Raw genomic sequence first — 24716 nt, forward strand, 5'->3', positions numbered from 1 at the left:
CGCGATCAGACCATCATTGAAATTTAGTTCATTATTGGCGGGATAGCTGGGCTGCATGCGCCGTCCCGGCATGTTGCAAGGCCCGCAGGGTGCGGGCCACTTCCTGCACGTGGCTTGCCGGATCGACCTTGTCAAAGCGTGCCGCGATACGGCCGTCCGGCGCAATGATGAGGGTATGGCGGCGCGCAAAGCGCACCACACCCAGATTCAGCAGGCTGTCGTAGGCGGCAGCCGTTTGCCCGTCGGGGTCCGACAGCAGCGGAAACGGCAGTTGGTATTTGCGGGCGAAAACGGCATGTGAGCGGGTGTCGTTGAGGCTGACCCCGACCACCGCCGCGTCGAGATCGCCCAGGACGCCGATGTCATCGCGAAAGCGGCATGCCTCCTGGGTGCAAATTGGCGTGTCGTCCCGGGGGTAGAAATACAGCACCAGCCAGCGCCCGGCATAATCGCCCAGGCGATGGGTTTGGCCATTCTGGTCCGGCAAGGCGAAGTCCGGCGCGGCGCTGCCCCCCAGTCGCTGCGCGCCCGGCCGCAGCATCCACAGAACCGCGCTCGCCACCAGCAACAGCGCTGCCAATCCACCCAGCACCAGTTTCAGCATGTGTTCCTCCAACCCGCATCATATAGCGGGATCGAAACAAGCGGCGGGCTTCGGTAATCCATGCGGGATTCGGTACAATGCGCGCCACGCCCCGGTAGCTCAGTGGATAGAGCAACCCCCTCCTAAGGGGTAGGTCGGACGTTCGATTCGTCTTCGGGGCGCCACATTCGATCGGTGCGCGACGCACAAACACAAATGAAAATAGCGGCCTTGGCCGCTATGATTATTTCCACATCTGCTTTGTGTCACAACCCGGGAAGGGCTGGATATTGAGCACCTTACAGGGTGTAAGGTGGCGTCCCCACGGGGATTCGAACCCCGGTACCTACCGTGAAAGGGTAGTGTCCTAGGCCTCTAGACGATGGGGACCCGGACGGCAGTGTGAACCGCCAATTTTTACTACACGACTTGCGTCGCTACTGCTTGTTGGAAAGCTGGGTCAAGGTAACGCCGAGCAACAATCCGACGAACCCCAATGGTACCAGCGAGATCCAGACTTCGGCATTCTCACTGCCATTCAGCATTTTCCAAAACCCAACAACCAATCCTACAACGCTCAGCATCAACCCCAGCAGCGTGGTGATGACGCCAAGCTTGTGCATCGTACTTCCTTGTTAGTTGGTGGAGGTAAGCGGGATCGAACCGCTGACCTCTTGCATGCCATGCAAGCGCTCTCCCAGCTGAGCTATACCCCCAACGAAGCCGCGCATTCTATAGAGGACCCGCGCGCTTGTAAAGTCTCCGCGCCATCTCAATCAGGAAAAAGTTTGCCGGGGTTGAGCAGGCCGTGCGGATCGAACTGCAGCTTGATCGCGCGCATCAGGTCCAGCGTGGGAGGATCGATTTCGCGGTCGACAAAGCGGCGTTTTTCGGTGCCGATGCCGTGTTCGCCCGACAGGGTGCCGCCCAGTGCCAGCACGCGCAACAGGATGGCGTCGTGCGCCAGGTGGGCGCGTTCCATTTCATCGGCATCGTCGGGGTGCACCATGAGGTTGACGTGCAGGTTGCCGTTGCCGGCGTGGCCGAACGACACCACAGCCAGCCGATGCGCATGCGCGGTGTGGTCGATGAAGTCGACGAGGTCGGCAAGCTGCGACACCGGCACCACGACATCCTCGTTGATCTTGAGCGGGGCGATCTGCTTGACCGCGTGCGACAGCGATTTGCGCGCGGTCCACAGTAGCGTGATTTCGTCGCGCTCGAAGCCGCTCTTCATGCCGAGCAGGCCGTCGCCTGCGAGCGCTTGTTCCAGCGCGGCGATCTGGCGCGGCACGTCCTCGGCGGCGCCGTCGGCTTCGACCATCAGCAATGCCCGCGTGCCGGGCGGCAGGTCGTCCGCCGCGCCGGTCGGGCGGATGGCGTCGATGGCGCGGTGATCCATGAATTCGAGCGCGCAGGGCACGACGGCCTGCTGCATGACGCGGCTGACCGCGTCGAGCGCGGCGCGGTTGCTGTTAAAGCACACGCGCAGGGTGGCGACGGCTTCGGGCGCGGGCAGCAGTTTCAGCGTGGCTTCGGTGATGAGGGCGAGGGTGCCGCCGGAGCCGACCAGCAGGCGGCTGAGGTCGTAGCCGGTGACACCCTTGGTGGTGCGGCAGCCGGTGCGGATTTCCTGCCCGCTGCCGGTGACGGCGCGCAGCCCCAGCACGTAGTCGCGGGTGACGCCGTACTTGACGGCGCGCGGGCCGGCGGCGTTCATCGCGAGGTTGCCGCCGATGCGGCAATACGTACTACTGCCGGGGTCGGGTGGGTAGAACAGGCCGGCGCTGCGCGCGATGCGGTCGATTTCTCCGGTGACCACGCCGGCCTCGACGACGATGAGGCGGTTGGCAGGATCGAATTCGAGCACGCGCCGCATGCACTCGAAACTGACGACCACGCTGCCGGGCGCGGGCAGGGCGCCGCCGACGTTGCCGGAGCCGGCGCCGCGCGGGGTCAATGCAATGCGGTGTTCGAAGGCGATGCGCGCGAGCGCGACGACCTCATCGTGCGAGGTCGGAAACAGCACGGCGTCGGGTTCGACCCGGCGCGGGGTCTCGTCGCAGGCGTAGACCGCGCGGGTGGCGGCGTCGTCGAAGACGCGATCGGCGCCGAGGGCGGAACGGAAAGCGGCAAGCGCGCGATCGGACAGCATGGTTAAGGCTCGGTGCGGGTCAGACCGGATGTTCGGGGGGCAACTGCGCGATCAACTGGCCGACCATGTCGGCGTCGAGGTCCATGCCGATGTCCCAGCCTGGATTCAGCGAGATTGGCACGCCGCCGCCGATGCGGCGCAGCAGCCAGGAAAATTCGGTCAACAGGCCGCCCGAGAAATCGGGGTAATGCTCGGCAAAAGGCTTGGCGCGCTCGGGGCTGGTGAAGACGACCAGCACGCGCTCGCCGTCCTCGTCCTCGATGATCAGCGGTTCGGCCTGGGTGGTGCGCTGGAAGCCCTGGATGGGATTCTTCTCGTCGCGCACCGGCATGAACAACTGCTGGTCGACCAGTTGCAGCACGAATGTCTCGGGATCCAACGTGCCGGCGTGGACGGCGACGAGTTGTTCTTCAAGCGCGTTGTGGGGAGTGAAGTTCATGGTCTTGGAACGGATGCAGGGGGTACGGCCAGTGTAACGTAAGCCATGGCGCTTGCGGGGGCGGCGGTCAGGGCATACGACTCCACATGTGCTTCAGCGCATAGTGGATCGGAGTCCTTTAGGGAAACGCTGATTAATTCGGTGTGACTGTCATTGCGAGCGAAGCGCGGCAATCCAGCGCATTGACTAAGCAGACATTTCTGGATTGCCGCGTCGCTACGCTCCTCGCAACGACGGATTGATCAGCATCGCCTTAGGGCTCCCAGCGTTCCGGGTTGGCCCAATGGCGGGCATTGAGCCAGTCCGGCACCGTCTTGTAGGTGTCGAGATCATAGTAGTGGACACGCACGTTTGCTGACGTGTCGGTTGCGGACAGCGTGAAGCCGAGTGCGATAAACATGTCCTCGTTCAGCGCGCAATCCGATCGCACGGCGAGCAGGATGCGCGGGGCGGTGTAAAGACGCGTCTGGCTGATCAAATGCTGGGCTTGCTGAGCGTCCAGCCCGTTCAATGCATCGATCCCCAGAGCCAGCTCGGCCGCCTGCCCCGGCTGATTTCCATGCAGATGCATGGGCGTGTTCCGCAGCACACCGCCGGCCAGTTGATGGGCGGCCGCATCGAGCGCGCACACGCTTGCGGGCCGGATGTCCAGCAGGCGTGCCTGCAGGTGATCGCGCCAGTTCATGCTTCAGGCCTTGTGCGGCACGCGCACCAGTCGGGTGCCCGCGACCCGGTCGTGAAGGAACTGCCGGTCGCGGTCGATCAGGGCCCACCAGAAGCCGATTCCCGCCAGCAGCAGGCCGAACAAGGCGAGGCAGAAACGCAGCAGGGCCTGCTTGAAGCTGATGCGGCCGCCGTTCTGGTCGACCAGGCGAATGCGCCAGGTTTTCATTGCCAGCGTCTGCCCGCTGCGCAGCCAGAACGCGCTGAAATAGGCGAACAGCACGCCCACGATGTAGAACTGGAACAGGTGGCGCTGCCACGCTGCGTGCATCTCGCCGACGACCGGAATGATGATGAATGACGCTACGAATACCACTGCCGTGACGAGCAGCGATTCATAGATCATGGCGGCGATGCGTGCCAGCAAGGGTGCCGGGGTGGAGGCTATTGCGTTGTCTTGCATGGTGGCTCTATATTGCGGATTGGTGCGATACTTTGCCACAATGGACCGCAACCATAATCAAAATCAAAGAGGGGGCTGAATGCGTATCGTAAAGCAACTCATGGCGATTCCCGGTGTGATCGCCGCTGGCGAATATGCCTATCGTGGCGACCGTTTCTCGTATGAAGGCGCGCTTACCGACGAATTCGCGCGCATGGCATCGATCATGTGTCGTGCCAACACGCTGTCGGTCAACATGCAATCTGAAATTTTCGATTCCTTTTCCGAAAACTGCGGCTGCCGCCCGGTGCAGGGCTGGATCGTGCGTGGTGCGCAGCTCACCGTTTGCGCGGTGGGCAATTATTTCGCCTTCATCGACAACCGTGACGAGTTGCTGAACGATGTCATGACCATCATGCGCGCCAAGGTCGGTGACGTGCAGGACGACTTGCTGGTCAATCTGTACGCCAGGCTGGGCGGCGACACCAAGGAAGCGTTGTACTGAACTGATACCAAATAGGGGGGGATATGGATCTGCAAAAAATGATGGATTTGCCGGGCGCGCTGGCGGCGTTCACCTATAGCGACAAGGGCGATCTGCAGTCGCATGTGCTGCGCGAGGGCACCGAACTGACGCCGCAGGTGCTGGATTTGCTGGCCCGCTCGTGCGTCGCCAATCTGGCGATCGCCGGCATGGAAGCACGCGGCTGGGAAGCGCTCACCGGACAGAGCGGGTTTCAGCCGATCAAGGGCTTCTCGGTGGTGGGGCTGGAATGGTCGGTCGTCGTCAATGGCAACTGCGGCGTGGTCGTCAAGAACCGCGACGCCGACTACGAAGCCACCTTCAATGCCGTCCAGGCTGACTGAGGAGCGCGTATGTCGCTAAGAAAAATCCTGGTCCTCGATGGCGTGACGGCTGTGTGTCGCTTTCGTGACGATGGCGTGGTCATGGAGGCCGAAGGCGTGCTGCCGCAGGAGCTGATGGAGCGCCTGGCGAAGTTTGCCCAGTGGTATCGCCGCATGGTGTCGGGCAACACCGATCTGTTGTCCCTGTTTACCCAGATGCGCGGCTGGTCGCCGTCACAGGGCTGGATCGTGCAGGGCGAGGGAATGACGGTGTGCAGTGCAGGCAACCTGGTTTGCATGTTCGAGAATGCACAGGGCTCGCTGAATCAAATCATGCAGGCGCTGGGCGACGCCGCGCACGAATAATCGGGCACGGCCGATCTTTCGCACTTGCCGCAATATGCCCAGCGGCGGTGCGTTGCAGGCAATCAACTCCTCCGTGCGCGGAGGGGTTTTTTATGGTTGCCGGGTGGTTTTTCCCGATATCGGGGCGGCTGGCGGCGCGCGAAAGCCGGCCGGATAACCGCTGCGGCATGATTTCTTGACCGGATCAGGGCAAAGCGATTACTCTCGCAGGTCCACCAACGAATTGATTTATTGCCATTTTATGGAAGTCACGGGCGCCGAGATCGTCGTACGTTGTCTGGCCGAAGAGGGGGTCGAGTTTGTGTTCGGCTATCCCGGCGGAGCCGTGCTCAACATTTACGACGAAATCTTCAAGCAGAATAAATTCAAGCACGTGCTGGTTCGCCATGAGCAGGCCGCGGTGCATGCTGCCGATGCCTATGCGCGAGCCACCGGCCGGGTTGGCGTGGCGCTGGTGACCTCGGGACCGGGCGTCACCAATGCCGTGACCGGGATTGCCACGGCCTACATGGATTCCATTCCCATCGTCGTCGTCACCGGCCAGGTGCCGACCCCGGCGATCGGCCTGGATGCGTTCCAGGAAGTCGATACCGTTGGCATCACGCGTCCCTGCGTCAAGCACAACTTTCTGGTCAAGGACGTGAAAGATCTGGCAGTCACGATGAAGAAGGCCTTCATCATTGCCGCCACCGGCCGTCCCGGTCCGGTGGTGGTCGACGTGCCCAAGGACGTGACCGCGCACCTCACCGAATTCGTTTATCCGGCCACGGTCGAGATGCGCTCGTACAACCCGGTGGTCAAGGGCCACAGCGGCCAGCTGAAGCGCGCGGTGCAGATGCTGCTCGAAGCCGAGCGCCCGATGATCTACGCCGGCGGCGGCGTGGTGCTGGGCGATGCCTCGCCGCAGCTGGTCGAGTTGACCCGCCTGCTCGGCTTCCCCATCACCAACACGCTGATGGGGCTGGGTGGCCATCCCGCCACCGACAGGCAGAACCTCGGCATGCTGGGGATGCACGGCACCTACGAAGCCAACATGGCGATGCAGCACTGTGACGTGCTGCTGGCCGTCGGCGCGCGCTTCGATGACCGCGTGATCGGCGACCCCGCTCACTTTGCTCGCGAACAGCGCCGTATCATCCATATCGACGTCGACCCGTCGTCGATTTCAAAGCGGGTCAAGGTCGACGTGCCCATCGTCGGCGACGTGCAAAACGTGCTGACCGACATACTGGCCCTTTTGAAGCAGGCCAAGGAAAAGCCCGCCGCCGCCGCGCTCAATGCCTGGTGGACGCAGATCGAATTGTGGCGCTCGAAAAACTGTCTGAAGTACAACCAGAGCGGCGCCATCATCAAGCCGCAATACGTGGTCGAAAAACTGTGGGAGGTGACCAAGGGCGACGCCTACATCACCTCCGATGTCGGCCAGCACCAGATGTGGGCGGCGCAGTATTACAAGTTCGACAAGCCGCGCCGCTGGATCAATTCTGGCGGTCTCGGTACCATGGGCGTCGGCCTGCCGTATGCCATGGGCGTGCAGCTCGCGTTCCCCGACGCGCAGGTCGCCTGCATCACCGGCGAATCGAGCATCCAGATGTGCATCCAGGAATTGTCGACTTGCAAGCAGTACCGCATCCCGGTCAAGGTCGTCACGCTCAACAACCGCTACATGGGCATGGTGCGGCAGTGGCAGGAGTTCTTCTACGGCAGCCGCTACGCCGAGTCCTACATGGAGTCCTTGCCCGACTTCGTCAAGCTGGCCGAAGCCTATGGCCACGTCGGCATGCGCATCGACAAGCCGGAAGACGTCGAGGCCGCGCTGAAGGAAGCGTTCTCGCCCGCGCTGAAGGAGCGTCTGGTGTTCATGGACTTCCAGACCGACCAGACCGAAAACGTCTTCCCCATGGTGGAAGGCGGCAAGGGCCTGTCCGAAATGATTCTGGCGGAGGAGCTATGAGACACATTATTTCGCTCCTCATGGAAAACGAGGCCGGTGCGCTGTCGCGCGTGGCCGGGCTGTTCTCGGCGCGCGGCTACAACATCGAGTCGCTCACCGTTGCGCCGACCGAAGACGCCACGCTGTCGCGCATGACCATCGTCACCGTGGGCTCGGAAGACGTCATCGAGCAGATCACCAAGCAGTTGAACAAGCTGGTGGACGTGATCAAGGTCATGGACTTGTCCGATGGCCGCCACATCGAGCGCGAACTGATGCTGGTCAAGGTCAAAGCGGTTGGCCTGGCGCGCGAGGAAATGAAGCGCACCGCCGACATTTTCCGCGGCCGCATCATCGACGTCACCGATGCGACCTACACCATCGAGCTGACCGGCACCGGCTCCAAGCTCGACGCCTTCCTGGAAGCGATCGACCCCGCCTTCATTATCGAAACCGTGCGCACCGGCGCGTCTGGCATCGGGCGCGGGGAGCGTAGCCTCAAAATCTGATTTTCAATTTACCCTTTTTATTCATTTTTCCGGGAATTCATCATGAAAGTTTTTTACGACAAGGACGCCGACCTTTCCCTCATCAAGAAGCGCAAGGTCGCTATCATCGGCTACGGCTCGCAGGGCCATGCCCACGCCAACAACCTGAAGGATTCCGGCGTCAAGGTCACGGTCGGCCTGAGGAAGGGCGGCGCGTCGTGGGACAAGGCCAAGAAGGCCGGCCTCGACGTCAAGGAAATCGCCGATGCCGTGAAAGCTGCCGACTTCGTGATGATCCTGGTGCCGGACGAACTGATGGCCGCCGTCTACCAGGACGACATCGAGCCCAACCTGAAAAAGGGCGCGACGCTGGCCTTCGCCCACGGCTTCAACGTGCACTACAACCAGATCACCCCGCGCGCCGACCTCGATGTCGTGATGATCGCCCCCAAGGGCCCCGGCCACCTGGTGCGCTCGACCTACACCCAGGGCGGCGGCGTGCCCTCGCTGATCGCGGTGTATCAGGACAAGACTGGCAAGGCGCGTGACCTGGCGCTGTCCTATTCCTGCGCCAACGGCGGCACCAAGGGCGGCGTGATCGAAACCTCGTTCCGCGAAGAAACCGAAACCGATCTGTTCGGCGAACAGGCCGTGCTTTGCGGCGGCTGCGTCGACCTGGTGAAAGCCGGTTTCGAAACCCTGACCGAAGCGGGCTACGCGCCCGAAATGGCCTACTTCGAGTGCCTGCACGAGCTGAAGCTGATCGTCGACCTGATGTACGAAGGCGGCATCGCCAACATGAACTACTCGATCTCCAACAACGCGGAATACGGCGAGTACGTGACCGGCCCCAAGATCATCAACGCCCAATCCAAGGCCGCGATGAAGGAATGCCTGGACAACATCCAGAACGGCAACTACGCCAAGCAGTTCATCCTCGAAGGCCGTACCAACTACCCCGAGATGACCGCCCGTCGCCGCCTCAACGCCGAGCATCCAATCGAGATCGTCGGCGCCAAACTGCGCGCGATGATGCCCTGGATCAGCAAGAACAAGCTGGTCGACCAATCGAAGAACTAATGTGCGTGAGGCGTCAGGGGTGAGGCGTGCGGGGAGCTTAGCCCGCGTGCCTCACCCCTTTCTCCTCACCCCCCACTGAATCTATGACACATCCCCTCATTGCCCGCGAAGGCTGGCTGGTTTTGCTGGCCGCGTTTGCAGCCGCCCTGATCACGACCTGGCTGATCGGCTGGTGGTCGGTTCCGTTCTGGATCTGGGCGGTGTTCGCGCTGCAGTTCTTCCGCGACCCGGCGCGCGTGCCGCCGATGGATGCCGACGCAGTGATCTCGCCGGCCGACGGCCGCATTGTTGCGGTGGAAAAGGTCAGCGATCCCTATCTGGAACGCGAGGCGCTGAAGATCAGCGTGTTCATGAACGTGTTCAACGTGCATTCCAACAAGAGCCCGGTCGACGGCGAGGTCAAGGGCGTCTGGTACACCCCGGGCAGCTTCGTCAATGCCGACCTTGACAAGGCCTCCACCGAAAACGAGCGCAATGCACTGTGGATCCAGTCAGTGCGCGGCGATGTCACCTCGGTGCAGATTGCCGGGCTGATCGCGCGGCGCATCCTGTGTTACGTGCGCACCGGCGACAAACTGGTGCGCGGCCAGCGTTACGGCTTCATCCGCTTCGGCTCAAGGGTGGATGTCTATCTGCCGACGACGGCGCGCGCCGAAGTCTCGATTGGCCAGAAAGTGACCGGCGGGCGTACCATACTGGCTCGCTGGTAGCCAAGGTTCGCCATGCTCGAATTCGATCACCGCAAGACCGATATGACGCGACCGCGGATGCGTGACCGCGGCATTTACCTGCTGCCGAACCTGTTCACCACCGGTGCGCTGTTCGCCGGCTTCTACGCCATCGTCCAGGCGATGAACGAGCGGTTCGAGTATGCCGCGGTGGCGATTTTCATCGCCATGGTGCTCGACGGCCTCGACGGCCGCGTCGCCCGCATGACGCACACGCAAAGTGCCTTTGGCGCCGAGTACGACAGCCTGTCCGACATGGTGTCGTTCGGCGTTGCCCCCGCACTGGTGATTTATGAATTTGCCCTGCAGGGCATGGGCAAGCTCGGCTGGATCGCCGCCTTTGTCTATTGTGCCGGCGCGGCCTTGCGTCTGGCGCGCTTCAATACCCAGCTCGACACCATCACCGACAAGCGTTTCTTCCAGGGGCTGCCGAGTCCGGCTTCGGCGGCGCTGATCGCCGGTTTTGTCTGGGTGATGGTCGAATACAACGTGGCAGGCGGCGACGTGCGCTGGCTGGCCGCAGTGATTGCGCTGTTCGGCGGGCTCACCATGGTCAGCAATTTCCGCTTTTACAGCGGCAAGGAAATCAACCTGCGGAAAAGCGTGCCCTTCTTCGTGATCCTGCTGATCGTGCTGGCCTTCATCCTGGTGTCGACCAGCCCGCCCGAGGTGCTGTTCGGCGTGTTCGTTCTGTATGGCCTGTCGGGCTATGCCGATGCGCTGTGGCGGCTGTCGCGCCGCAAAAAAACGCCCCCCTTGCAGGGCGGCGAAAAATAGATAGAATTTAGACTATGTCTAATTGGTCGCAACCGTCCTTTCTCCTCTGCCTGCCGAGCCTTCTGTTCAGCAGCTTGCTGCTGCGCTGCGCGCGCGCATACTAAACCCCCTCCCTGCAGTACCCCTCGCCGCCAGCTTCTCGCGGCAACCCCTTTATAATGCGTCGGCCCGAGTCGACATCGACATCGACATCGCCCCGACCCCCATGGAGCCAGCCATGAAAGACCGTTTATTCATTTTTGACACCACCTTGCGCGACGGCGAGCAAAGCCCCGGCGCGTCGATGACCAAGGAAGAAAAACTCCGCATCGCGCGTCAGCTGGAAAAGCTCGGCGTCGACGTCATCGAGGCCGGCTTTGCCGCAGCCAGCCCCGGTGATGCCGGTGCCATTCGCGCGATTGCCGAAGCAATCCAGGGCTCGACCATCTGCTCGCTGGCGCGCGCCAACGAGCGCGACATCCACGCGGCAGGTGGCGCGATCGAGCCGGCAAAGTCGGGACGCATCCACACCTTCATCGCCACCAGCCCGATCCACATGGAAAAGAAGCTGCGGATGCAGCCGGACCAGGTGCTCGAGGCGGCGGTGAAGTCGGTGAAGCTCGCGCTCGAATACACCGACGACGTCGAGTTTTCGGCCGAGGACGCGGTGCGCTCGGAGATGGATTTTCTCGTCCGTGTGTTCGACGAGGTGATCAAGGCCGGCGCCAAAACGATCAACGTGCCGGACACCGTCGGCTATTCGATTCCGGCCTTGTGGGGCGAGCGCATGAAGCAGCTCATCGAGCGCGTGCCGAATTCCGGCAAGGTGATCTGGTCGACCCACTGCCACAACGACCTCGGCATGGCGGTGGCCAATTCGCTCGCCGCGGTGATGAACGGCGCGCGCCAGGTCGAATGCACCATCAACGGCCTCGGCGAACGCGCCGGCAATGCCTCGCTGGAAGAAATCGTGATGGCGGTGCGCACCCGGCGTGATGTGTTCAACTGCGACACGCGCATCGACGCCACCCAGATCGTGCCCTCGTCCAAGCTCGTCTCCACCATCACCGGCTACCCGGTGCAGCCAAACAAGGCCATCGTCGGTGCCAACGCCTTCGCGCATGAATCGGGCATTCACCAGGACGGCGTACTGAAGCACCGCGAGACCTATGAAATCATGCGCGCCGAAGACGTCGGCTGGCACGCGAATCGTTTGAGCCTCGGCAAGCTGTCCGGCCGCAACGCGTTCAAGACCAAGCTGGCCGAGCTGGGGATCGTTCTGGCCAGCGAGGAAGCGCTCAACACCGCGTTTGCCCGCTTCAAGGACCTCGCCGACAAAAAGCGCGAGATTTTCGACGAGGATCTGCAGGCGCTGGTTTCCGACGAAGGCTATGCGGCCGGGCACGAGCGCTTCAAGTTGCGCTCACTGAAGGTGTGCTCGGAGACCGGCGAAATCCCGAACGCGCAACTGGTGTTCACCGATGAAGGTGTCGAGAAACAGGCCGGCGGCACCGGCTCGGGCCCGGTCGACGCCACCTTCAAGGCGCTCGAATCGGTGGTCAACAGCGGCGCCGATCTGCTGCTGTATTCGGTCAACAACATCACCCGCGGCACCGACGCGCAGGGCGAGGTGACCGTGCGGCTGGCGCTGGACGGCCGCGTGGTAAATGGACAGGGTGCCGACACCGACATCGTGGTGGCCTCGGCCAAGGCCTACCTGCACGCGCTGAACAAGCTGCACAGCAAGCGCGAACGGGCGCATCCGCAGGTGTGAGCGGTGCACTCGAAAAAAACGCCTTTTGGGGCGTTTTTTTGTGTCCGCAACAAGGGGAAGCGTGATGGGCTGATTCCTGGCCTCACTGAAACCGTGGCGCCAGCGCCTGCCGGTTTGGCCATGGCGCAGGCCTGGGGCGAAAACCGGCAACCGGGTGCGCCGGAGAAACCGGGCAGGTCGCTTGATTTGGGCGGCACTCATACTATAAATCAGGCAATTCAGTGTTCACGCGTTGCAAGGGTTTGACGCGCCAGACCATGAAAGCCTCCGTGACATGTCTTGTGTTCTGCCTTGGGCTTGCCGGATACAGCCATGCCGACGTCGCGCCCGACGAGACAGTCTATCGGGCAACCCGCGCTGCCGACGGCGTGCAGCACGTCAGGATCGAAGGCGGGGCTTATTTCTTCAAGCCCAACCGGGTGATCGTGAAGTTGAATGTGCCGGTCGAGCTGACGGTTAGCGTGGGCAGGAGCGTGATTCCCCACACCTTCGTCATCCAGGCGCCCGAGGCAGGTATCGTGGTCGATGAAAGCCTGTCGAGCCAGCCCAGGAGCATCCGCTTCACGCCCACCGCCGTTGGCAGCTATCCGTTTTATTGCAGGAACAGGCTGCTGTTTCTTGAAAACCACCGCGGGAAGGACATGGAGGGTGTGCTCGACGTGGTGGAGTAGCGATGCTGTCCGCCCTGATGCTGGCCGCGGCACTCACCGGAACACACGCGTCTCCCTTGGCTGACGCCATCGAGCATTACCGCACGGTGGAGACCTACCAGGTCACCCTCCGCGTCGCCCGTGCCGATGGCGAGGACCATATCCGCTATTTCTACAAAAAGCCCGGGTTTGTGCGCATGGAGTTCATCCGCCCGCATGCGGGAACGGTGCTGGTCTACAGCCCGCACACCCAGCGTGTGCGCGTGTGGCCGTTTGGCGCCGGCCGCTTCCCGGAACTCAGCCTGAGTCCGCACAACTCGCTCATCCGGGGGGCGGGTGGCCAAACCGTGGACAATTCGGATGTCGGGGCGCTGTTCGAGAATGTCCGCACCCTGCTGGAGCAGGGCCGGGCGGAGGTGCGGGGCGAAGCGCGCATGGCGGGGCGCAGCGCCCTGCATCTGGTGGTGACCGGCGCGCCGGGGATTGCGGTTGCCGGCGTGCATCGCTACGAATTGTGGCTGGACACGGCGAGCCAGTTTCCGCTCAAGGTGATCAGCCGCAATCAGGCGGATGTCGTTATCGAGACCGTCATAATGGATGCCCTGGAAATCAACGTGCCGCTGCCGGAAACCTTGTTCAATCCTGAGGGGGAATGAAGATGGAGTACCGCTTTGTCACCATCTGGTATATCGATGCGCCCATCGAGGCGGTTTGCGAGGCCATCTCCCATTCCCTGAATTGGCCGCAGTGGTGGCGCAATGTGGAAAGCGTCGTGGAATTCGCGCCTGGCGACGCCCGCGGCATTGGCAGCGTGCGCCGCTACACGTGGCGGGGGCGCCTGCCTTATCGGCTGACGTTCGATATTTGCGTGATCCATGCCGTTCCGCTGACCAGTGTCGAAGGGATCGCGAGCGGCGATGTCGAGGGCCAGGGCCGCTGGTCTTTCGCGACGGACGGTGCGGTGACGAGCGCACGCTTCGAGTGGCAGATACGCACCACTACCGTGTGGATGAACCTGCTGGCGCTGTTTGCGCGCCCCCTCATCAAGTGGAACCACGACGGCGTCATGCGGCGCGGCGGCGAAGCCCTGGCGCGCATGCTCAATGCCCGCCTGGTCGGCATCGCGCACGACTGACGGTCCGGCCAGCTTTTCGATGCTTTTTTTACTGGACGAGCCGCGACGGCGCGCTGAGCTTGGCGTAGTAGATCGCGGCGAAGAAAAACACCATCGACAGCGCCACCTCGGCGCCGGCCAGCCACGCTGACAGCCCTTTGTCCGACCACGCGCGCACCACGCCTTCGGTGAAGTAGGCCAGCACCAGCATCGGCGCCCACTGGTAGGTGTAGCGGCGGCCTTTCAGGATGCCCATCAGCGGCAACAATAAGGGAAGCGCCTTGAACGCCAGCGAGGAGCCGCCGGGGCGGAGCGGCGCCAGCCACAGTTCCCAAATCAGACACAGGAAAATCAGCGCGATCAGGCTCGCGCTCGCGGTATGTTGCAGCGCCTTCATGCCGCCAGCTTCACGGCGGCTTCGGCCAGCCGTTTGCCGAGCGCGATGCACAGCGTGCGCTCGTCGTCGGTGAGCGGGCGGTCGTCGTTGGCGCCGGCCCAGTGGCTGGCGCCGTAGGGGGTGCCGCCGCTCGCGGTGTGGGTCACTTCAGGCAGGGTGTAGGGCAGGCCGACAATCAGCATGCCGTGATGCAACAGCGGCAGCATCATGCTGGTGAGGGTGGTTTCCTGGCCGCCGTGCAGGCTGGCGGTGGAGGTGAACACGGCGGCGGGCTTGCCGGCCAGCGTGCCCTTGGCCCACAGCGCGCCGGTGGTGTCGAGAAAATACTTCAGCGGCGCCGCCATGTTGCCGAAACGGGTGGGCGAGCCGAGCACGAGGCCGGCGCACTGTTCGAGGTCGGCCAGTTCGACATAGGGCGCGCCTTCGTCCGGCACCGGCGGCTCGGCCACTTGGGTGCGCGGCGCCACCGGCGGCACCGTGCGCACGCGGGCAGCGGCGCCCGTCACCTGATGGATGCCGCGCGCGACTAGCTGCGCCATCTCGCGCACGCTGCCGCCGGCGCTGTAATACACAACAAGAATCTCGGTCATGGCTGCTCGTCTTCAAGAACGGTGAAATCGATCAAGTCGTAGCTCGGCGTGTGCGCAAGGCGGCGCCCGAAGGTGAGGGTGTACTGGTGCGGCGGGTGCAGGACGTCGGCGTCCATGCCGATCTGGTATAGATAGCGCGGCAGCAGCAGGCGATCCTTCTGCTTCAGCGCGGCCAGACCCGGAACGAACAGCGCCGGTTCCAGGCTCGCTTTGCGGTGGCCGCGCAGGGGGCGCACCCACACCGGCTGGACCTGCGGCGACAGCCGCTCGACCCCGAGTTCGACCTGCCGCGTATCGCGCATGCGGATCCAGCGGATCACGCCCAGCGACCACCCCGCCTCGGCGTCGGTACGCAGCGCCAGCGGGTCGCCCACCTTCAGGTTCAGCGGGGCATCCGGTGTGCCGCTGAGGGCGAGGCCGGTCGCACTGTCGTTGTCGACCGTCCACTGGCTGGTGTTGGCAACGACCGGCGCGGCAAGTACCGGTTCGACGTCAGAGTTCGGCAGGCTGTCCGCTTCATCCGGTGTTAGTCGGGCCGCTTGCGGCACCGGTTCCAGCAGGCGGTGGATGGCGCTCACGCCGGCCACCACCTGCACCGTGCTGCCGGGGGTGGCATGACGCCTGAATGCGCGCTGCGCACCATTGCTCCACTGTTTGAGCAGGCGTTTGCACAGCGTCTGGCTGAGTTCGCTTTCCATCCCCGGCGGCAGGCCGATGCGGCGCGGCGTCTCGCCGGTCCGCAGGCGCACCGAGGTGTCATGCAGATGGTGACACAGCGCATCGGTGTCGAGCCAGAGGCCGCCTGGCGTCGGGCCGGTCGCGAAAAGGCTCGGCGGGGCGTCGCCGTCGGTGCGGATCGGGAAGCCATGGTGGCCGGCCATCGGCGTGGCGGCCAGCATGGCACGCGCAACAAACTGATCCAGGTACAGCCGGGTGTGGACCAGTTCGGCGTGGCTCATGTGCGGCGGGTCGGCCAGCGCAATCAGCAAGGCCTGACAGTAGGCCAGGCTGGGCTGCGGCGCATCGTCCACCGCGATGTCGGCCAGTTTCGAGTTCTGTGCGAAGGCGTGAATCTGGTGCATTTCCTGCCACAGGCCGGCAGGTGCCGGCGTGTGGGTCAGATGGCAGGCGGTCTGGACGTCGCGTAGTGCAGCCAGCAGCCGTGCGCTGACTTCGGCCGTGCGCTTGGGACTGGCGCGGCCGAAGCGCCGGTTGGCCAGCGCCAGCAAGGTTTGCTTGTAGCCGATGCTGTGCTCGATATGCAGTTCGCGCAGCAGCGTGCCGGTCTGCCGTTGTTGTGCTTGAGGCGGCACGCCTGATTCGGCGAGCAGCGCTTCCAGGCTGGCGACGGCGCGCGCCAGCACCGGGCGGTACAGCGCCAGCAGCGCGTGGCGTTCGTCTGCCCCCAGCGTGTGGCGGTTGAGCGCGTACAGGGCGATGAGCAGCTGCTGGGCGGTGTCCGCCGGGCTGGCGAAGGGCAGGCGCCCCAGCCATTCAGCGACCGCTTTGGGGCGGGTTTCAACCGTGTGCTGCAGCACCGTGTCGGTGCCTGGAACATTGAGGGTGAGCATGGGTTCAGTCGAACACGACGGTCTTGTTGGCGTACACCAGCACGCGATTGTCCAGGTGCCATTTCACTGCGCGCGACAGCACCACCTTTTCCAGATCCGCCCCCTTCTTGACCAGGTCGTCGAGGGCGTCGCGATGCGAGATGCGCGCCACGTCCTGTTCGATGATGGGGCCGTCGTCGAGCGTTTCGGTGACGTAGTGCGCGGTCGCGCCGATCAGCTTGACCCCGCGTTCGAACGCCCGATGATACGGCTTGGCGCCGTGAAACGCGGGCAAAAACGAGTGGTGGATGTTGATGATGCGGCTGGGGAAATGGCGGATGAAATCAGGCGACAGCACCTGCATGTAGCGCGCCAGCACGATGAAGTCGATCTTGCGGTCGCGCAGGATCCCCAGCTGCGTCAGCTCGGCTTCATGCTTGGCATCCTTGTGCACCGTCAGGTGCTGGTAGGGCACGCGGTAGGCCTCGGCCAGCCAGCGCGTGTCTTCGTGGTTGCTGAGGATGATCGGCAGCTCGCAGTGCAGTTCGCCGCTCTGGTAGCGGTACAAGAGGTCGGCCAGGCAGTGGTCGAACTTCGACACGAACACCGCCAGCCGTTGCTTGCGGCTCGATTCGGCGACCCGCCAGGTCATCCCGAAGCGGGCGGCAATCGGCCCGAAGGCCGCGGCGAACTCCGCCAGGTCGAGACTGAAGTCCGCCAGTTCCCATTCCACCCGCATCAGGAACAGCTTCAGTTCGGCGTCCTGGTGCTGGTCGGCGTGCAGGATGTTGGCGTTGTGCCGCAGCAGGAAATCGGCAATCGCCGCGACCAGTCCCTTCTGGTCGGGGCAGGAAATCAGCAGAACAGCGGTATGACGCATGGCGGGACCTTGGCAATCCTGGGTGGCAACCCCGGGTGCAATCCCGGGTGGGTTTTTTCGCCATCATAACCAAAATTCCCCTGTTCGCCTTAAGGCGAGCCGGCCTGGCGCCGGGGCGCGCAAAGATTCAGCAGTCTTTGCGCAGCGCACACTGTATTCACGTTGGCTAATAAACTGAATTGTAACGTGTTCATGGGGCCGGCCGGGCGTTTCTCGGCGCTAGGCCGCATCCAGCCGTGATTCTGTTCAAATTTTAGGCATGCCGTTCGGCAAAAACTTTGATTTGCCATGGAATTTTTCGGCCGCCGAAAAATGCCTGCAAGACATTGCATATCCGGGTTGACATGCCCGGCTGGATACCTAGAATTTGTACCTAGCCCCCGCACGCACCACAATATGTTGTGTATAAATCTGTTGGCGGGTGCTGGGAAAGCTGTGCATAAGGTGTGCGTTTCGCGCTTGGACACAGCCGCCTGGTTTTTCGTCATCCCCACCAAGGAGCCCTGTAGATGTTGAACGTCGCCACCGAATCCGCCGCATCCCCCCACGTCCCCTCGATCGAAACTGCCGAACCGGCGGTGGTCGACACGCGCTACGCCGACTACAAGATCATCCGCCGCAACGGCGCGGTGGTCGGCTTCGCGCCCAACAAGATTGCCATTGCCGTGACCAAGGCCTTCATCGCGGTGCAGGGCGGGCAGGCCGCGGCCTCGGCGCGCATCCGCGAGCTGGTCGAGTCGATCACCAATCAGGTGACGGCGGCGCTGATGCGGCGCACCCCGAATGGCGGCACCTTCCACATCGAGGACATCCAGGATCAGGTCGAACTGGCGCTGATGCGCTCGGGCGAGCATGAAGTCGCGCGTTCCTACGTGCTGTACCGCGAAAAACGCACCCAGGAACGCGCCGCGCAAAAGGCCGCCGGCGTGCCCGAAGTCACCCTCCACGTGATCGAGGACGGCGTGAAAAAGCCGCTCGACACCGCGCGCCTGGCCGGCCTCCTGGCCGACGCCTGCGCCGGCCTCGGCGACAACGTGCGCGCCGAGCCGATCATGCACACCGTGCTGCGCGACCTCTACGACGGCGTGCCGATGGCCGAAGTCGAAAAGGCGCTGGTGCTCGCCGCGCGCTCGATGATCGAGCAGGATCCGGCCTATTCGCTGGTCACAGCCCGCCTGCTGCTCGTCTCCATCCGCCACGAAGTGCTGGGCGAAACCGTGACGCAGGCCGAGATGGGCACGCGCTACGCCGAGTATTTCCCCGCCTACATCAAGAAGGGCATCGCCGCCGAACTGCTCGACGAGAAGCTCGCCCAGTTCGACCTGGCGCGGCTTTCTGCCGTGCTCGACGCCGGCCGCGACTACCAGTTCGGCTACCTCGGCCTGCAGACCCTGTACGACCGCTATTTTCTGCACATCGAAGAGTCGCGCATCGAGTTGCCGCAGGCCTTCTTCATGCGCGTGGCGATGGGGCTGGCCATCAACGAAGTCGACCGCGAGGCGCGCGCCATCGAGTTCTACCAGGTGCTGTCCAGCTTCGATTTCATGTCGTCGACGCCGACCCTGTTCAACGCCGGCACGCGGCATTCCCAGCTGTCGTCGTGCTACCTCACCACCGTCACCGACGACCTCGACGGCATCTACCAGGCGATCAAGGAAAACGCCATGCTGCAGAAGTACGCAGGCGGCCTGGGCAACGACTGGACCCCGGTGCGCGCCATGGGCGCCCGCATCAAGGGCACCAACGGCAAGTCGCAGGGCGTGGTGCCCTTCCTCAAGGTCGTCAACGACACCGCCGTCGCGGTCAACCAGGGCGGCAAGCGCAAGGGCGCGGTGTGTGCCTACCTGGAAACCTGGCACCTCGACATGGAAGAATTCCTCGAGCTCAGGAAGAACACCGGCGACGACCGCCGCCGCACCCACGACATGAACACCGCGAACTGGATTCCGGACCTGTTCATGCAGCGCGTGATGGAAGGCGGCGACTGGACCCTGTTCTCGCCCAACGACGTGCCCGACCTGCACGACCTCTACGGCCGCAGGTTCGCCGAGGCGTATTGCGAATACGAGCGTAAAGCCGACCGCGGCGAGATCAAGGTGTTCAAGCGCATTCCCGCCAACCAGATGTGGCGCAAGATGCTGTCGATGCTGTTCGAAACCGGCCATCCCTGGATCACCTTCAAGGACCCATGCAACATCCGCAGCCCGCAGCAGCACGTCGGCGTCGTCCACAGCTCCAACCTGTGCACCGAGATCACGCTCAACACCAGCGACACCGAAATCGCCGTGTGCAACCTCGGCTCGGTCAACCTCGTCAATCACCTGAAGGACGGCGCGCTCGACCTGGACAAGCTCAAGGCCACCATCCACACCGCCATGCGCATGCTCGACAACGTGGTGGACGTCAACTACTACGCCGTCGGCAAGGCGCGCAATTCCAACCTCAAGCACCGTCCGGTGGGCCTTGGCATCATGGGCTTCCAGGATGCGCTGCAGCAACTGCGCGTGCCCTACGCCAGCAACGCCGCGGTGGAATTCGCCGACCGCTCGATGGAAGCCGTCGCCTACAACGCCTTCTGGGCGTCGACCGAACTCGCCGCCGAGCGCGGCCGCTATTCCAGCTACGAAGGCAGCCTGTGGAGCCGCGGCATCCTGCCGCAGGATTCGCTGCAGCTGCTGGCCGAGGAACGCGGCGGCTACCTGGAAGTGGACACCAGCAGCACGCTCGACTGGGACGCACTGCGCGCACGCATCAGCCAGTACGGCATGCGCAACTCCAACTGTCTGGCGATCGCGCCGACCGCGACCATTGCCAACATCGTCGGCGTCTCGGCCAGCATCGAGCCGACCTACCAGAACATCTACGTCAAATCCAACCTGTCGGGCGAATTCACCGTCGCCAACAAGTACCTGGTCAACGACCTGAAGAAGCTCGGCCTGTGGGACGAAGTTATGGTCGCCGACATCAAGTATTTCGACGGCAGCCTGGCGAAGATCGACCGCATCCCTGCCGACATCCGCACGCTCTACGCTACCGCGTTCGAGATGGAAACCAGCTGGCTGGTCGAGTGCGCCAGCCGCCGCCAGAAGTGGATCGACCAGGCGCAGAGCCTCAACATCTACATGGCGGGCGCCTCCGGCAAGAAGCTCGACGAAACCTACAAGCTGGCGTGGATTCGCGGTCTCAAGACCACCTACTACCTGCGCACCCTGAGCGCCACCTCGGCCGAGAAATCGACCGGCAAGGGTGGCGAGTTGAACGCCGTGTCGTCGAGCGGCGGGGCGGGGGCGATGAGCAGCGGCGGCAGCAGCGCGATGGGCAGGGCGGCGGCCAATTTGCCCGAGGCGGATATCGAAGGCCGCGCCTGCACCATGCGGCCGGGGGATGTGGGGTTCGAGGAATGCGAGGCGTGCCAGTAAAGGATTAGGAAGCCGCTGAATAATTCGTCATTGCGAGCGCAGCGCGGCAATCCAGCGCATTAATTAAGCGGGCATTTCTGGATTGCCGCGTCGCTGCGCTCCTCGCAATGACGGCCATATCAAATTACTCAGCGATTCATTGGTGGGCGATGCCCACCGCCAGATTCGTTAAAAGCAGTGTGGGCCCAGCCCACTTTGGGAAGACCAAAGGAGATAAAAAACGATGTTGAATTTTGAAGACGACTTCACCCCCGCCGCCAAACCCCTGGACGTGCCGGCCTTCCTGCGCAAGGAATCCGCAGCGGCTGCCGATGTTGCCGACCCCGCGCCGCGCCCGGTTGAATCCAGCCAGCAACGCGTGCGCGCATCCGACAAGCGCATCATCAACGGCGCCACGGACGTGAATCAGCTCGTCCCCTTCAAATACAAATGGGCGTGGCAGAAATATCTGGATGCCTGCGCTAACCACTGGATGCCGCAGGAAGTGAACATGAGCCGCGACATCGCGCAGTGGAAAGACCCCATCGCGCTCACCGAAGACGAGCGCCGCCTGGTCACGCGCAACCTCGGTTTCTTCGTCACCGCCGATTCGCTGGCCGCCAACAACATCGTCCTCGGCACCTATCGGCACATCACCGCGCCCGAGTGCCGCCAGTACCTGCTGCGCCAGGCGTTCGAAGAGGCGATCCACACCCACGCCTACCAATACATCGTCGAATCGCTGGGCCTGGACGAAGGCGAAATCTTCAACGCCTATCATGAAATCGCCAGCATCCGCGACAAGGATGAGTTCCTCATCCCCTTCATCAACACGCTCACCAACCCCGAATTCAAGACCGGTACCCCCGAGGCCGACCAGGATTTGCTGAAGTCGCTGATCGTCTTCGCTTGCATCATGGAAGGCATCTTCTTCTACGTCGGTTTCGTGCAGATCCTGGCGTTAGGCCGCCAGAACAAGATGACCGGCGCCGCCGAGCAGTACCAGTACATCCTGCGCGACGAGTCGATGCACTGCAACTTCGGCATCGATCTCATCAACACCATCAAGCTGGAAAACCCGCACCTGTGGACCAACGAGTTCAAGGCCGAAATTAACAGCCTGATCCAGAAGGGCGTCGAACTCGAATACCGTTACGCCGAAGACACCATGCCGCGCGGCGTGCTGGGGCTGAACTCAGCCCAGTTCAAGGAATACCTGCGCTTCATCGCCAACCGCCGCTGCCAGCAGATCGGGCTGGACGAGATGTTCCCCGGCGTCACCAACCCCTTCCCCTGGATGGCCGAGATGATCGACCTGAAGAAGGAGAAGAACTTCTTCGAGACCCGCGTCACCGAGTATCAGACGGGCGGGGCGTTGAGCTGGGATTGAGCGGAAACATGGAAAAAGGCGCAGGGAACTGCGCCTTTTTTGTTGGGGGTTGCAGATGTTAGATAGAAAAAAAACTTGCAAAAACTAACCATAATGGTTGATACTTTGAGAACGGTACTTTGGACTCCACCACCGAACCCCTTGCCAGAAGGGGAAAAGGCAAGGCGAAAACCTGGGCCAGTCTATGATTTGGCGGCTGTACAGAGTTTGGCTAAGGGTGATCAAATATTTGTCGTTACAGATCGCTGTGAAACTGATTTGGAAGATCTTGAGTGGGATGTTGATGATGTTGCAAAGCTCATTACCACTTTGGAAACAGGTGACTACGATGCCTCAGAGTGGTGTAAAGGAAGTAATGGAATCGTAATTGATGCCGATACATACACTGTCCGATACGACCATATTGAGAAATGCCGTGGTACGTCCATCCACCCTATTTATTACATCAAGTTTGGCTTCCGGAACAATGATCCACGTTTGATCATTTTTTTATTTAGTTGCCACCTTTCGAGAACATTATGAATGCCGATCTAAAGGGCTGCCCCGTCTGTGGGGAAGGCGCACTGGTGCAACACATACATGACCGTGACTCTGAGATTGATGGCTATAAATTTGTCATTCATGGTCTCTTGTACTCTGTCTGTGACCATTGCCATGAGCGTGTTACTACGCCAGAGCTGTCGCGCCAAAATAAAAAAGTAGTTATAGAGGCGCGTGCGAATGCTCTGACAGAGCGTGATCGTGAGCAGCGACTTACGCCTTCGACTATTCTCGCCATACGCAAGAAGCTTCGTTTGACGCAATCTCAAGCAGCCAGAGTGTTTGGCGGTGGTGCCAATGCATTTTCCAAGTATGAGAACGGTGATGTAACCCCATCCGACGGGATGGAGAAGTTACTTCGCATATCTAACGAGGTTCCAGAAGCGGCAAATTGGTTACTCCGTCGTGGCGGGATCCCAGTTGTTCAGACTTCTGTTAGTTCTGCTATTGATGCTAAGTTGGCTTTGCACTCTGACTTGCTCTCGAGAATTAATGAAGAGCACTTCCGACAGCATTTTGAAGCACTTGTATCAAGCAAAGCAGCAGCTGCCCGTGGATTTGCACGAGAATTTCATCATTCTGAGTTTCTCTATTCAGCTGCGAATGACTCTTTCCAGCCTAATCGACCTGATGTCATGGTCGCCTGATCAAGGAGTCATCTTTGCGTCCTAGTATCATTCAGCTTCGGCAGCTTGTGTTTCAACGCATAAGTATCGAGGAGGCCAATCCTGACTCCCAGGCAGCAGGTGAGGCGGTGGATTTTGACTTCGAGGGAGTCAATTTTGGTTTGCACCAAGATATCTCACCTATTGACCCAGAGGATGGAAGCGATCCGGTAGCTTTCCTGATTTCTCTGGGGATAAACATTGATAATAAGGAAGGGAAACCATCTCCATACAATGTCAATGTCCTTGCGTTAGGCATCGTGGAGGTCTCCAAGAAATTAGAGAATGAGAAACGTGCTGGCGTGGCCGCCGTTAATGGTATGAGTCTGGTATATGGTGCGATACGTGAGCTCGTCACTTCTCTGTCGTCGCGATGTCTACCAGGCCCGATGATTCTTCCTACGATGGATTTCCGAGACTATCTGAAGGTTTTGTCTCCAGAGCCCGAAAATGGCGAATTAAAGGTGCGAGGGTCGAATTAATTTATTCGTCTCGAAATCCGGGATAGGAACGCCGGGGTTCATAAGATAAGCGGCGATGCCTTGTGAATCAAATGGGGTCGGCACCGTTTTTCCCACGGGGCTTCGGGCGTAAAGTTCCTATCCAGCAGGTTGTCCGCTATCGGCAGGCCGTGCTTCGCACACAACGACGCAACGACGCAACGACGCAACGCAACGACGGGGTCAGGTCTCAATGCTGTTCGGTTAACCTTCGTGGTGAGCTTGTCGAACCACCAGCTACTCACCAAGAGCCCTTCGACAGGCTCAGGACGAACGGAATTTTGCTTAAACGAACAGTATTGGGTCAGGTCTTGCCTCTTGCCGCAAAAGGCAAGACCTGACCCTGCAACACCTGCGGATGTTTGTGTCCGTCTGCATATCGTCTGTATCATCAACGGGCATTGATGGCGGGTATTATGTAGTGGCTGGCCATATTGGCCCCCATGTTTCCGGGGCTGCAATTTCACACTTTCCCCCCAGCGAAGGAACTCAGAAAATGAAATTATCCGTAATTTTTGCATTGCTTCTGCTGGTTGGTTGCGCAACATCAACTGGCGTAGTCCCAATCGGACAAGACACTTACATGATCTCCATGTCAGACAATAGTCGTCCGTTTATCTCTGGCGCTGATGTCAAAGCCTCGGTATTTCGAGAAGCGTCACAGTACTGCACAAGTATCGGCAAAAAATTTCAAGCCGTGAGTACGAAACAAAACAACTCGAGCGTCAAGGAGCAACAACTTGCTGGTGCCGAGATTCAATTTATGTGTCTCGACTTGGGTGATTCCGA

The 24716-nt window shown here is 61.6% G+C and carries 28 protein-coding genes and 3 tRNA genes; 19 read left to right on the forward strand and 12 right to left on the reverse strand.

Annotated elements, in window-relative coordinates:
* Window positions 1-31 precede the first annotated feature (31 nt).
* The gene (locus tag ABW22_RS02700) at window positions 32-604 is read right to left on the reverse strand and encodes a peroxiredoxin (RefSeq protein WP_059751733.1); all 573 of its coding nucleotides are present in this window, start codon (window positions 602-604) and stop codon (window positions 32-34) included.
* 88 nt (window positions 605-692) lie between these two features.
* On the opposite strand from ABW22_RS02700, the gene ABW22_RS02705 reads away from it, so the two are divergent.
* A tRNA-Arg gene (locus tag ABW22_RS02705) sits at window positions 693-768 on the forward strand.
* Window positions 769-897: 129 nt separating this feature from the next.
* On the opposite strand, the gene ABW22_RS02710 is transcribed toward ABW22_RS02705, so the two are convergent.
* The 7 genes from ABW22_RS02710 to ABW22_RS02740 all read right to left on the reverse strand — a co-directional run bounded on the left by ABW22_RS02710 (window position 898) and on the right by ABW22_RS02740 (window position 4303).
* Window positions 898-973: transfer RNA gene (locus ABW22_RS02710), tRNA-Glu, on the reverse strand.
* A gap of 47 nt (window positions 974-1020) precedes the next feature.
* Window positions 1021-1206, reverse strand: coding sequence for a hypothetical protein (locus ABW22_RS02715; protein ID WP_059751734.1), 186 nt, complete (start codon window positions 1204-1206; stop codon window positions 1021-1023).
* A 17-nt stretch (window positions 1207-1223) separates the two neighbouring features.
* A tRNA-Ala gene (locus tag ABW22_RS02720) sits at window positions 1224-1299 on the reverse strand.
* Window positions 1300-1355: 56 nt separating this feature from the next.
* Window positions 1356-2738 carry an FAD-binding oxidoreductase gene (locus ABW22_RS02725; RefSeq protein ID WP_059751736.1) on the reverse strand — a complete coding sequence of 461 codons (1383 nt, stop codon included), beginning with the start codon at window positions 2736-2738 and terminating at the stop codon, window positions 1356-1358.
* 19 nt (window positions 2739-2757) lie between these two features.
* Window positions 2758-3177 (reverse strand): SseB family protein, encoded by a 420-nt coding sequence (locus ABW22_RS02730; protein ID WP_059751738.1) that lies wholly within the window; start codon window positions 3175-3177, stop codon window positions 2758-2760.
* Window positions 3178-3430: 253 nt separating this feature from the next.
* On the reverse strand, window positions 3431-3862 hold the full coding sequence (locus tag ABW22_RS02735; protein WP_059751739.1) for a DUF6231 family protein: 432 nt from the start codon (window positions 3860-3862) through the stop codon (window positions 3431-3433).
* Window positions 3863-3865: 3 nt separating this feature from the next.
* The gene (locus ABW22_RS02740) at window positions 3866-4303 is read right to left on the reverse strand and encodes an RDD family protein (protein ID WP_059751741.1); all 438 of its coding nucleotides are present in this window, start codon (window positions 4301-4303) and stop codon (window positions 3866-3868) included.
* 79 nt (window positions 4304-4382) lie between these two features.
* Here ABW22_RS02740 and ABW22_RS02745 point away from each other — a divergent pair, with 79 nt between their 5' ends.
* The 12 genes from ABW22_RS02745 (at window position 4383) to ABW22_RS02800 (ending at window position 14038) form a co-directional block, all read left to right on the forward strand.
* Window positions 4383-4787, forward strand: a complete 405-nt coding sequence (locus ABW22_RS02745; protein ID WP_059751742.1) for a DUF2173 family protein — start codon at window positions 4383-4385, stop codon at window positions 4785-4787.
* Between the two features lie 23 nt (window positions 4788-4810).
* The gene (locus ABW22_RS02750) at window positions 4811-5149 is read left to right on the forward strand and encodes a DUF2173 family protein (protein WP_059751744.1); all 339 of its coding nucleotides are present in this window, start codon (window positions 4811-4813) and stop codon (window positions 5147-5149) included.
* 9 nt (window positions 5150-5158) lie between these two features.
* On the forward strand, window positions 5159-5494 hold the full coding sequence (locus ABW22_RS02755) for a DUF2173 family protein (protein ID WP_059751745.1): 336 nt from the start codon (window positions 5159-5161) through the stop codon (window positions 5492-5494).
* A gap of 241 nt (window positions 5495-5735) precedes the next feature.
* Window positions 5736-7448 carry an acetolactate synthase 3 catalytic subunit gene (locus ABW22_RS02760; RefSeq protein WP_059751748.1) on the forward strand — a complete coding sequence of 571 codons (1713 nt, stop codon included), beginning with the start codon at window positions 5736-5738 and terminating at the stop codon, window positions 7446-7448.
* Complete coding sequence (gene ilvN, locus ABW22_RS02765; RefSeq protein ID WP_059751750.1) at window positions 7445-7936, forward strand: acetolactate synthase small subunit; 492 nt, start codon at window positions 7445-7447, stop codon at window positions 7934-7936. Before ABW22_RS02760 ends, ilvN begins: the two co-directional genes overlap by 4 nt.
* Before the next feature lie 42 nt (window positions 7937-7978).
* Complete coding sequence (gene ilvC / locus ABW22_RS02770; RefSeq protein WP_059751752.1) at window positions 7979-8995, forward strand: ketol-acid reductoisomerase; 1017 nt, start codon at window positions 7979-7981, stop codon at window positions 8993-8995.
* A gap of 83 nt (window positions 8996-9078) precedes the next feature.
* Window positions 9079-9705: a phosphatidylserine decarboxylase gene (locus ABW22_RS02775; RefSeq protein WP_059751754.1), complete on the forward strand. Its 627-nt coding sequence runs from the start codon at window positions 9079-9081 to the stop codon at window positions 9703-9705.
* A 12-nt stretch (window positions 9706-9717) separates the two neighbouring features.
* Complete coding sequence (gene pssA, locus ABW22_RS02780) at window positions 9718-10500, forward strand: CDP-diacylglycerol--serine O-phosphatidyltransferase (protein WP_059751756.1); 783 nt, start codon at window positions 9718-9720, stop codon at window positions 10498-10500.
* A 217-nt stretch (window positions 10501-10717) separates the two neighbouring features.
* Window positions 10718-12253, forward strand: coding sequence for a 2-isopropylmalate synthase (locus ABW22_RS02785; RefSeq protein WP_059751759.1), 1536 nt, complete (start codon window positions 10718-10720; stop codon window positions 12251-12253).
* A 269-nt stretch (window positions 12254-12522) separates the two neighbouring features.
* Entirely contained in the window at window positions 12523-12924 is a 402-nt protein-coding gene (locus tag ABW22_RS02790; protein WP_202813896.1) for a quinol oxidase, read from the forward strand.
* A gap of 2 nt (window positions 12925-12926) precedes the next feature.
* A complete protein-coding gene (locus tag ABW22_RS02795; RefSeq protein ID WP_059751761.1) occupies window positions 12927-13559 on the forward strand; it encodes a LolA family protein in 633 nt (210 codons plus the stop codon).
* Window positions 13556-14038 (forward strand): SRPBCC family protein, encoded by a 483-nt coding sequence (locus ABW22_RS02800; RefSeq protein WP_059751763.1) that lies wholly within the window; start codon window positions 13556-13558, stop codon window positions 14036-14038. Before ABW22_RS02795 ends, ABW22_RS02800 begins: the two co-directional genes overlap by 4 nt.
* A 28-nt stretch (window positions 14039-14066) precedes the next feature.
* Here ABW22_RS02800 and ABW22_RS02805 read toward each other — a convergent pair whose 3' ends face one another.
* The 4 genes from ABW22_RS02805 to purU are packed head-to-tail and all read right to left on the reverse strand — an operon-like array spanning window position 14067 to window position 17434.
* Window positions 14067-14414, reverse strand: a complete 348-nt coding sequence (locus ABW22_RS02805; RefSeq protein ID WP_059751766.1) for a DUF2069 domain-containing protein — start codon at window positions 14412-14414, stop codon at window positions 14067-14069.
* Window positions 14411-15004 carry an NAD(P)H:quinone oxidoreductase gene (wrbA, locus tag ABW22_RS02810; protein ID WP_059751768.1) on the reverse strand — a complete coding sequence of 198 codons (594 nt, stop codon included), beginning with the start codon at window positions 15002-15004 and terminating at the stop codon, window positions 14411-14413. Before wrbA ends, ABW22_RS02805 begins: the two co-directional genes overlap by 4 nt.
* Window positions 15001-16575, reverse strand: coding sequence for a hypothetical protein (locus ABW22_RS02815; protein ID WP_059751769.1), 1575 nt, complete (start codon window positions 16573-16575; stop codon window positions 15001-15003). The genes wrbA and ABW22_RS02815 overlap by 4 nt, the downstream gene beginning before the upstream one ends.
* Window positions 16576-16579: 4 nt before the next feature.
* Entirely contained in the window at window positions 16580-17434 is an 855-nt protein-coding gene (gene purU, locus ABW22_RS02820) for a formyltetrahydrofolate deformylase (RefSeq protein ID WP_059751771.1), read from the reverse strand.
* A gap of 509 nt (window positions 17435-17943) precedes the next feature.
* Between purU and ABW22_RS02825 the strand changes: the two genes are divergently transcribed.
* From ABW22_RS02825 to ABW22_RS17155, 6 genes are all read left to right on the forward strand, one after another.
* Window positions 17944-20853: a ribonucleoside-diphosphate reductase subunit alpha gene (locus tag ABW22_RS02825; protein ID WP_082708445.1), complete on the forward strand. Its 2910-nt coding sequence runs from the start codon at window positions 17944-17946 to the stop codon at window positions 20851-20853.
* A 223-nt stretch (window positions 20854-21076) separates the two neighbouring features.
* A complete protein-coding gene (locus ABW22_RS02830; RefSeq protein ID WP_059751773.1) occupies window positions 21077-22222 on the forward strand; it encodes a ribonucleotide-diphosphate reductase subunit beta in 1146 nt (381 codons plus the stop codon).
* A gap of 75 nt (window positions 22223-22297) precedes the next feature.
* A complete protein-coding gene (locus ABW22_RS17150) occupies window positions 22298-22744 on the forward strand; it encodes a hypothetical protein (protein ID WP_157648520.1) in 447 nt (148 codons plus the stop codon).
* Entirely contained in the window at window positions 22741-23409 is a 669-nt protein-coding gene (locus ABW22_RS16635; protein ID WP_082708462.1) for a type II toxin-antitoxin system MqsA family antitoxin, read from the forward strand. Before ABW22_RS17150 ends, ABW22_RS16635 begins: the two co-directional genes overlap by 4 nt.
* Window positions 23410-23423: 14 nt before the next feature.
* Complete coding sequence (locus ABW22_RS02850) at window positions 23424-23909, forward strand: hypothetical protein (protein ID WP_059751779.1); 486 nt, start codon at window positions 23424-23426, stop codon at window positions 23907-23909.
* 514 nt (window positions 23910-24423) lie between these two features.
* Window positions 24424-24716: hypothetical protein (locus tag ABW22_RS17155; protein WP_157648522.1), on the forward strand; the 293-nt coding region annotated here is incomplete at its 3' end.

The organism is Thiobacillus denitrificans (genome assembly GCF_001530125.1).
GTDB lineage: Bacteria > Pseudomonadota > Gammaproteobacteria > Burkholderiales > Thiobacillaceae > Thiobacillus > Thiobacillus denitrificans_C.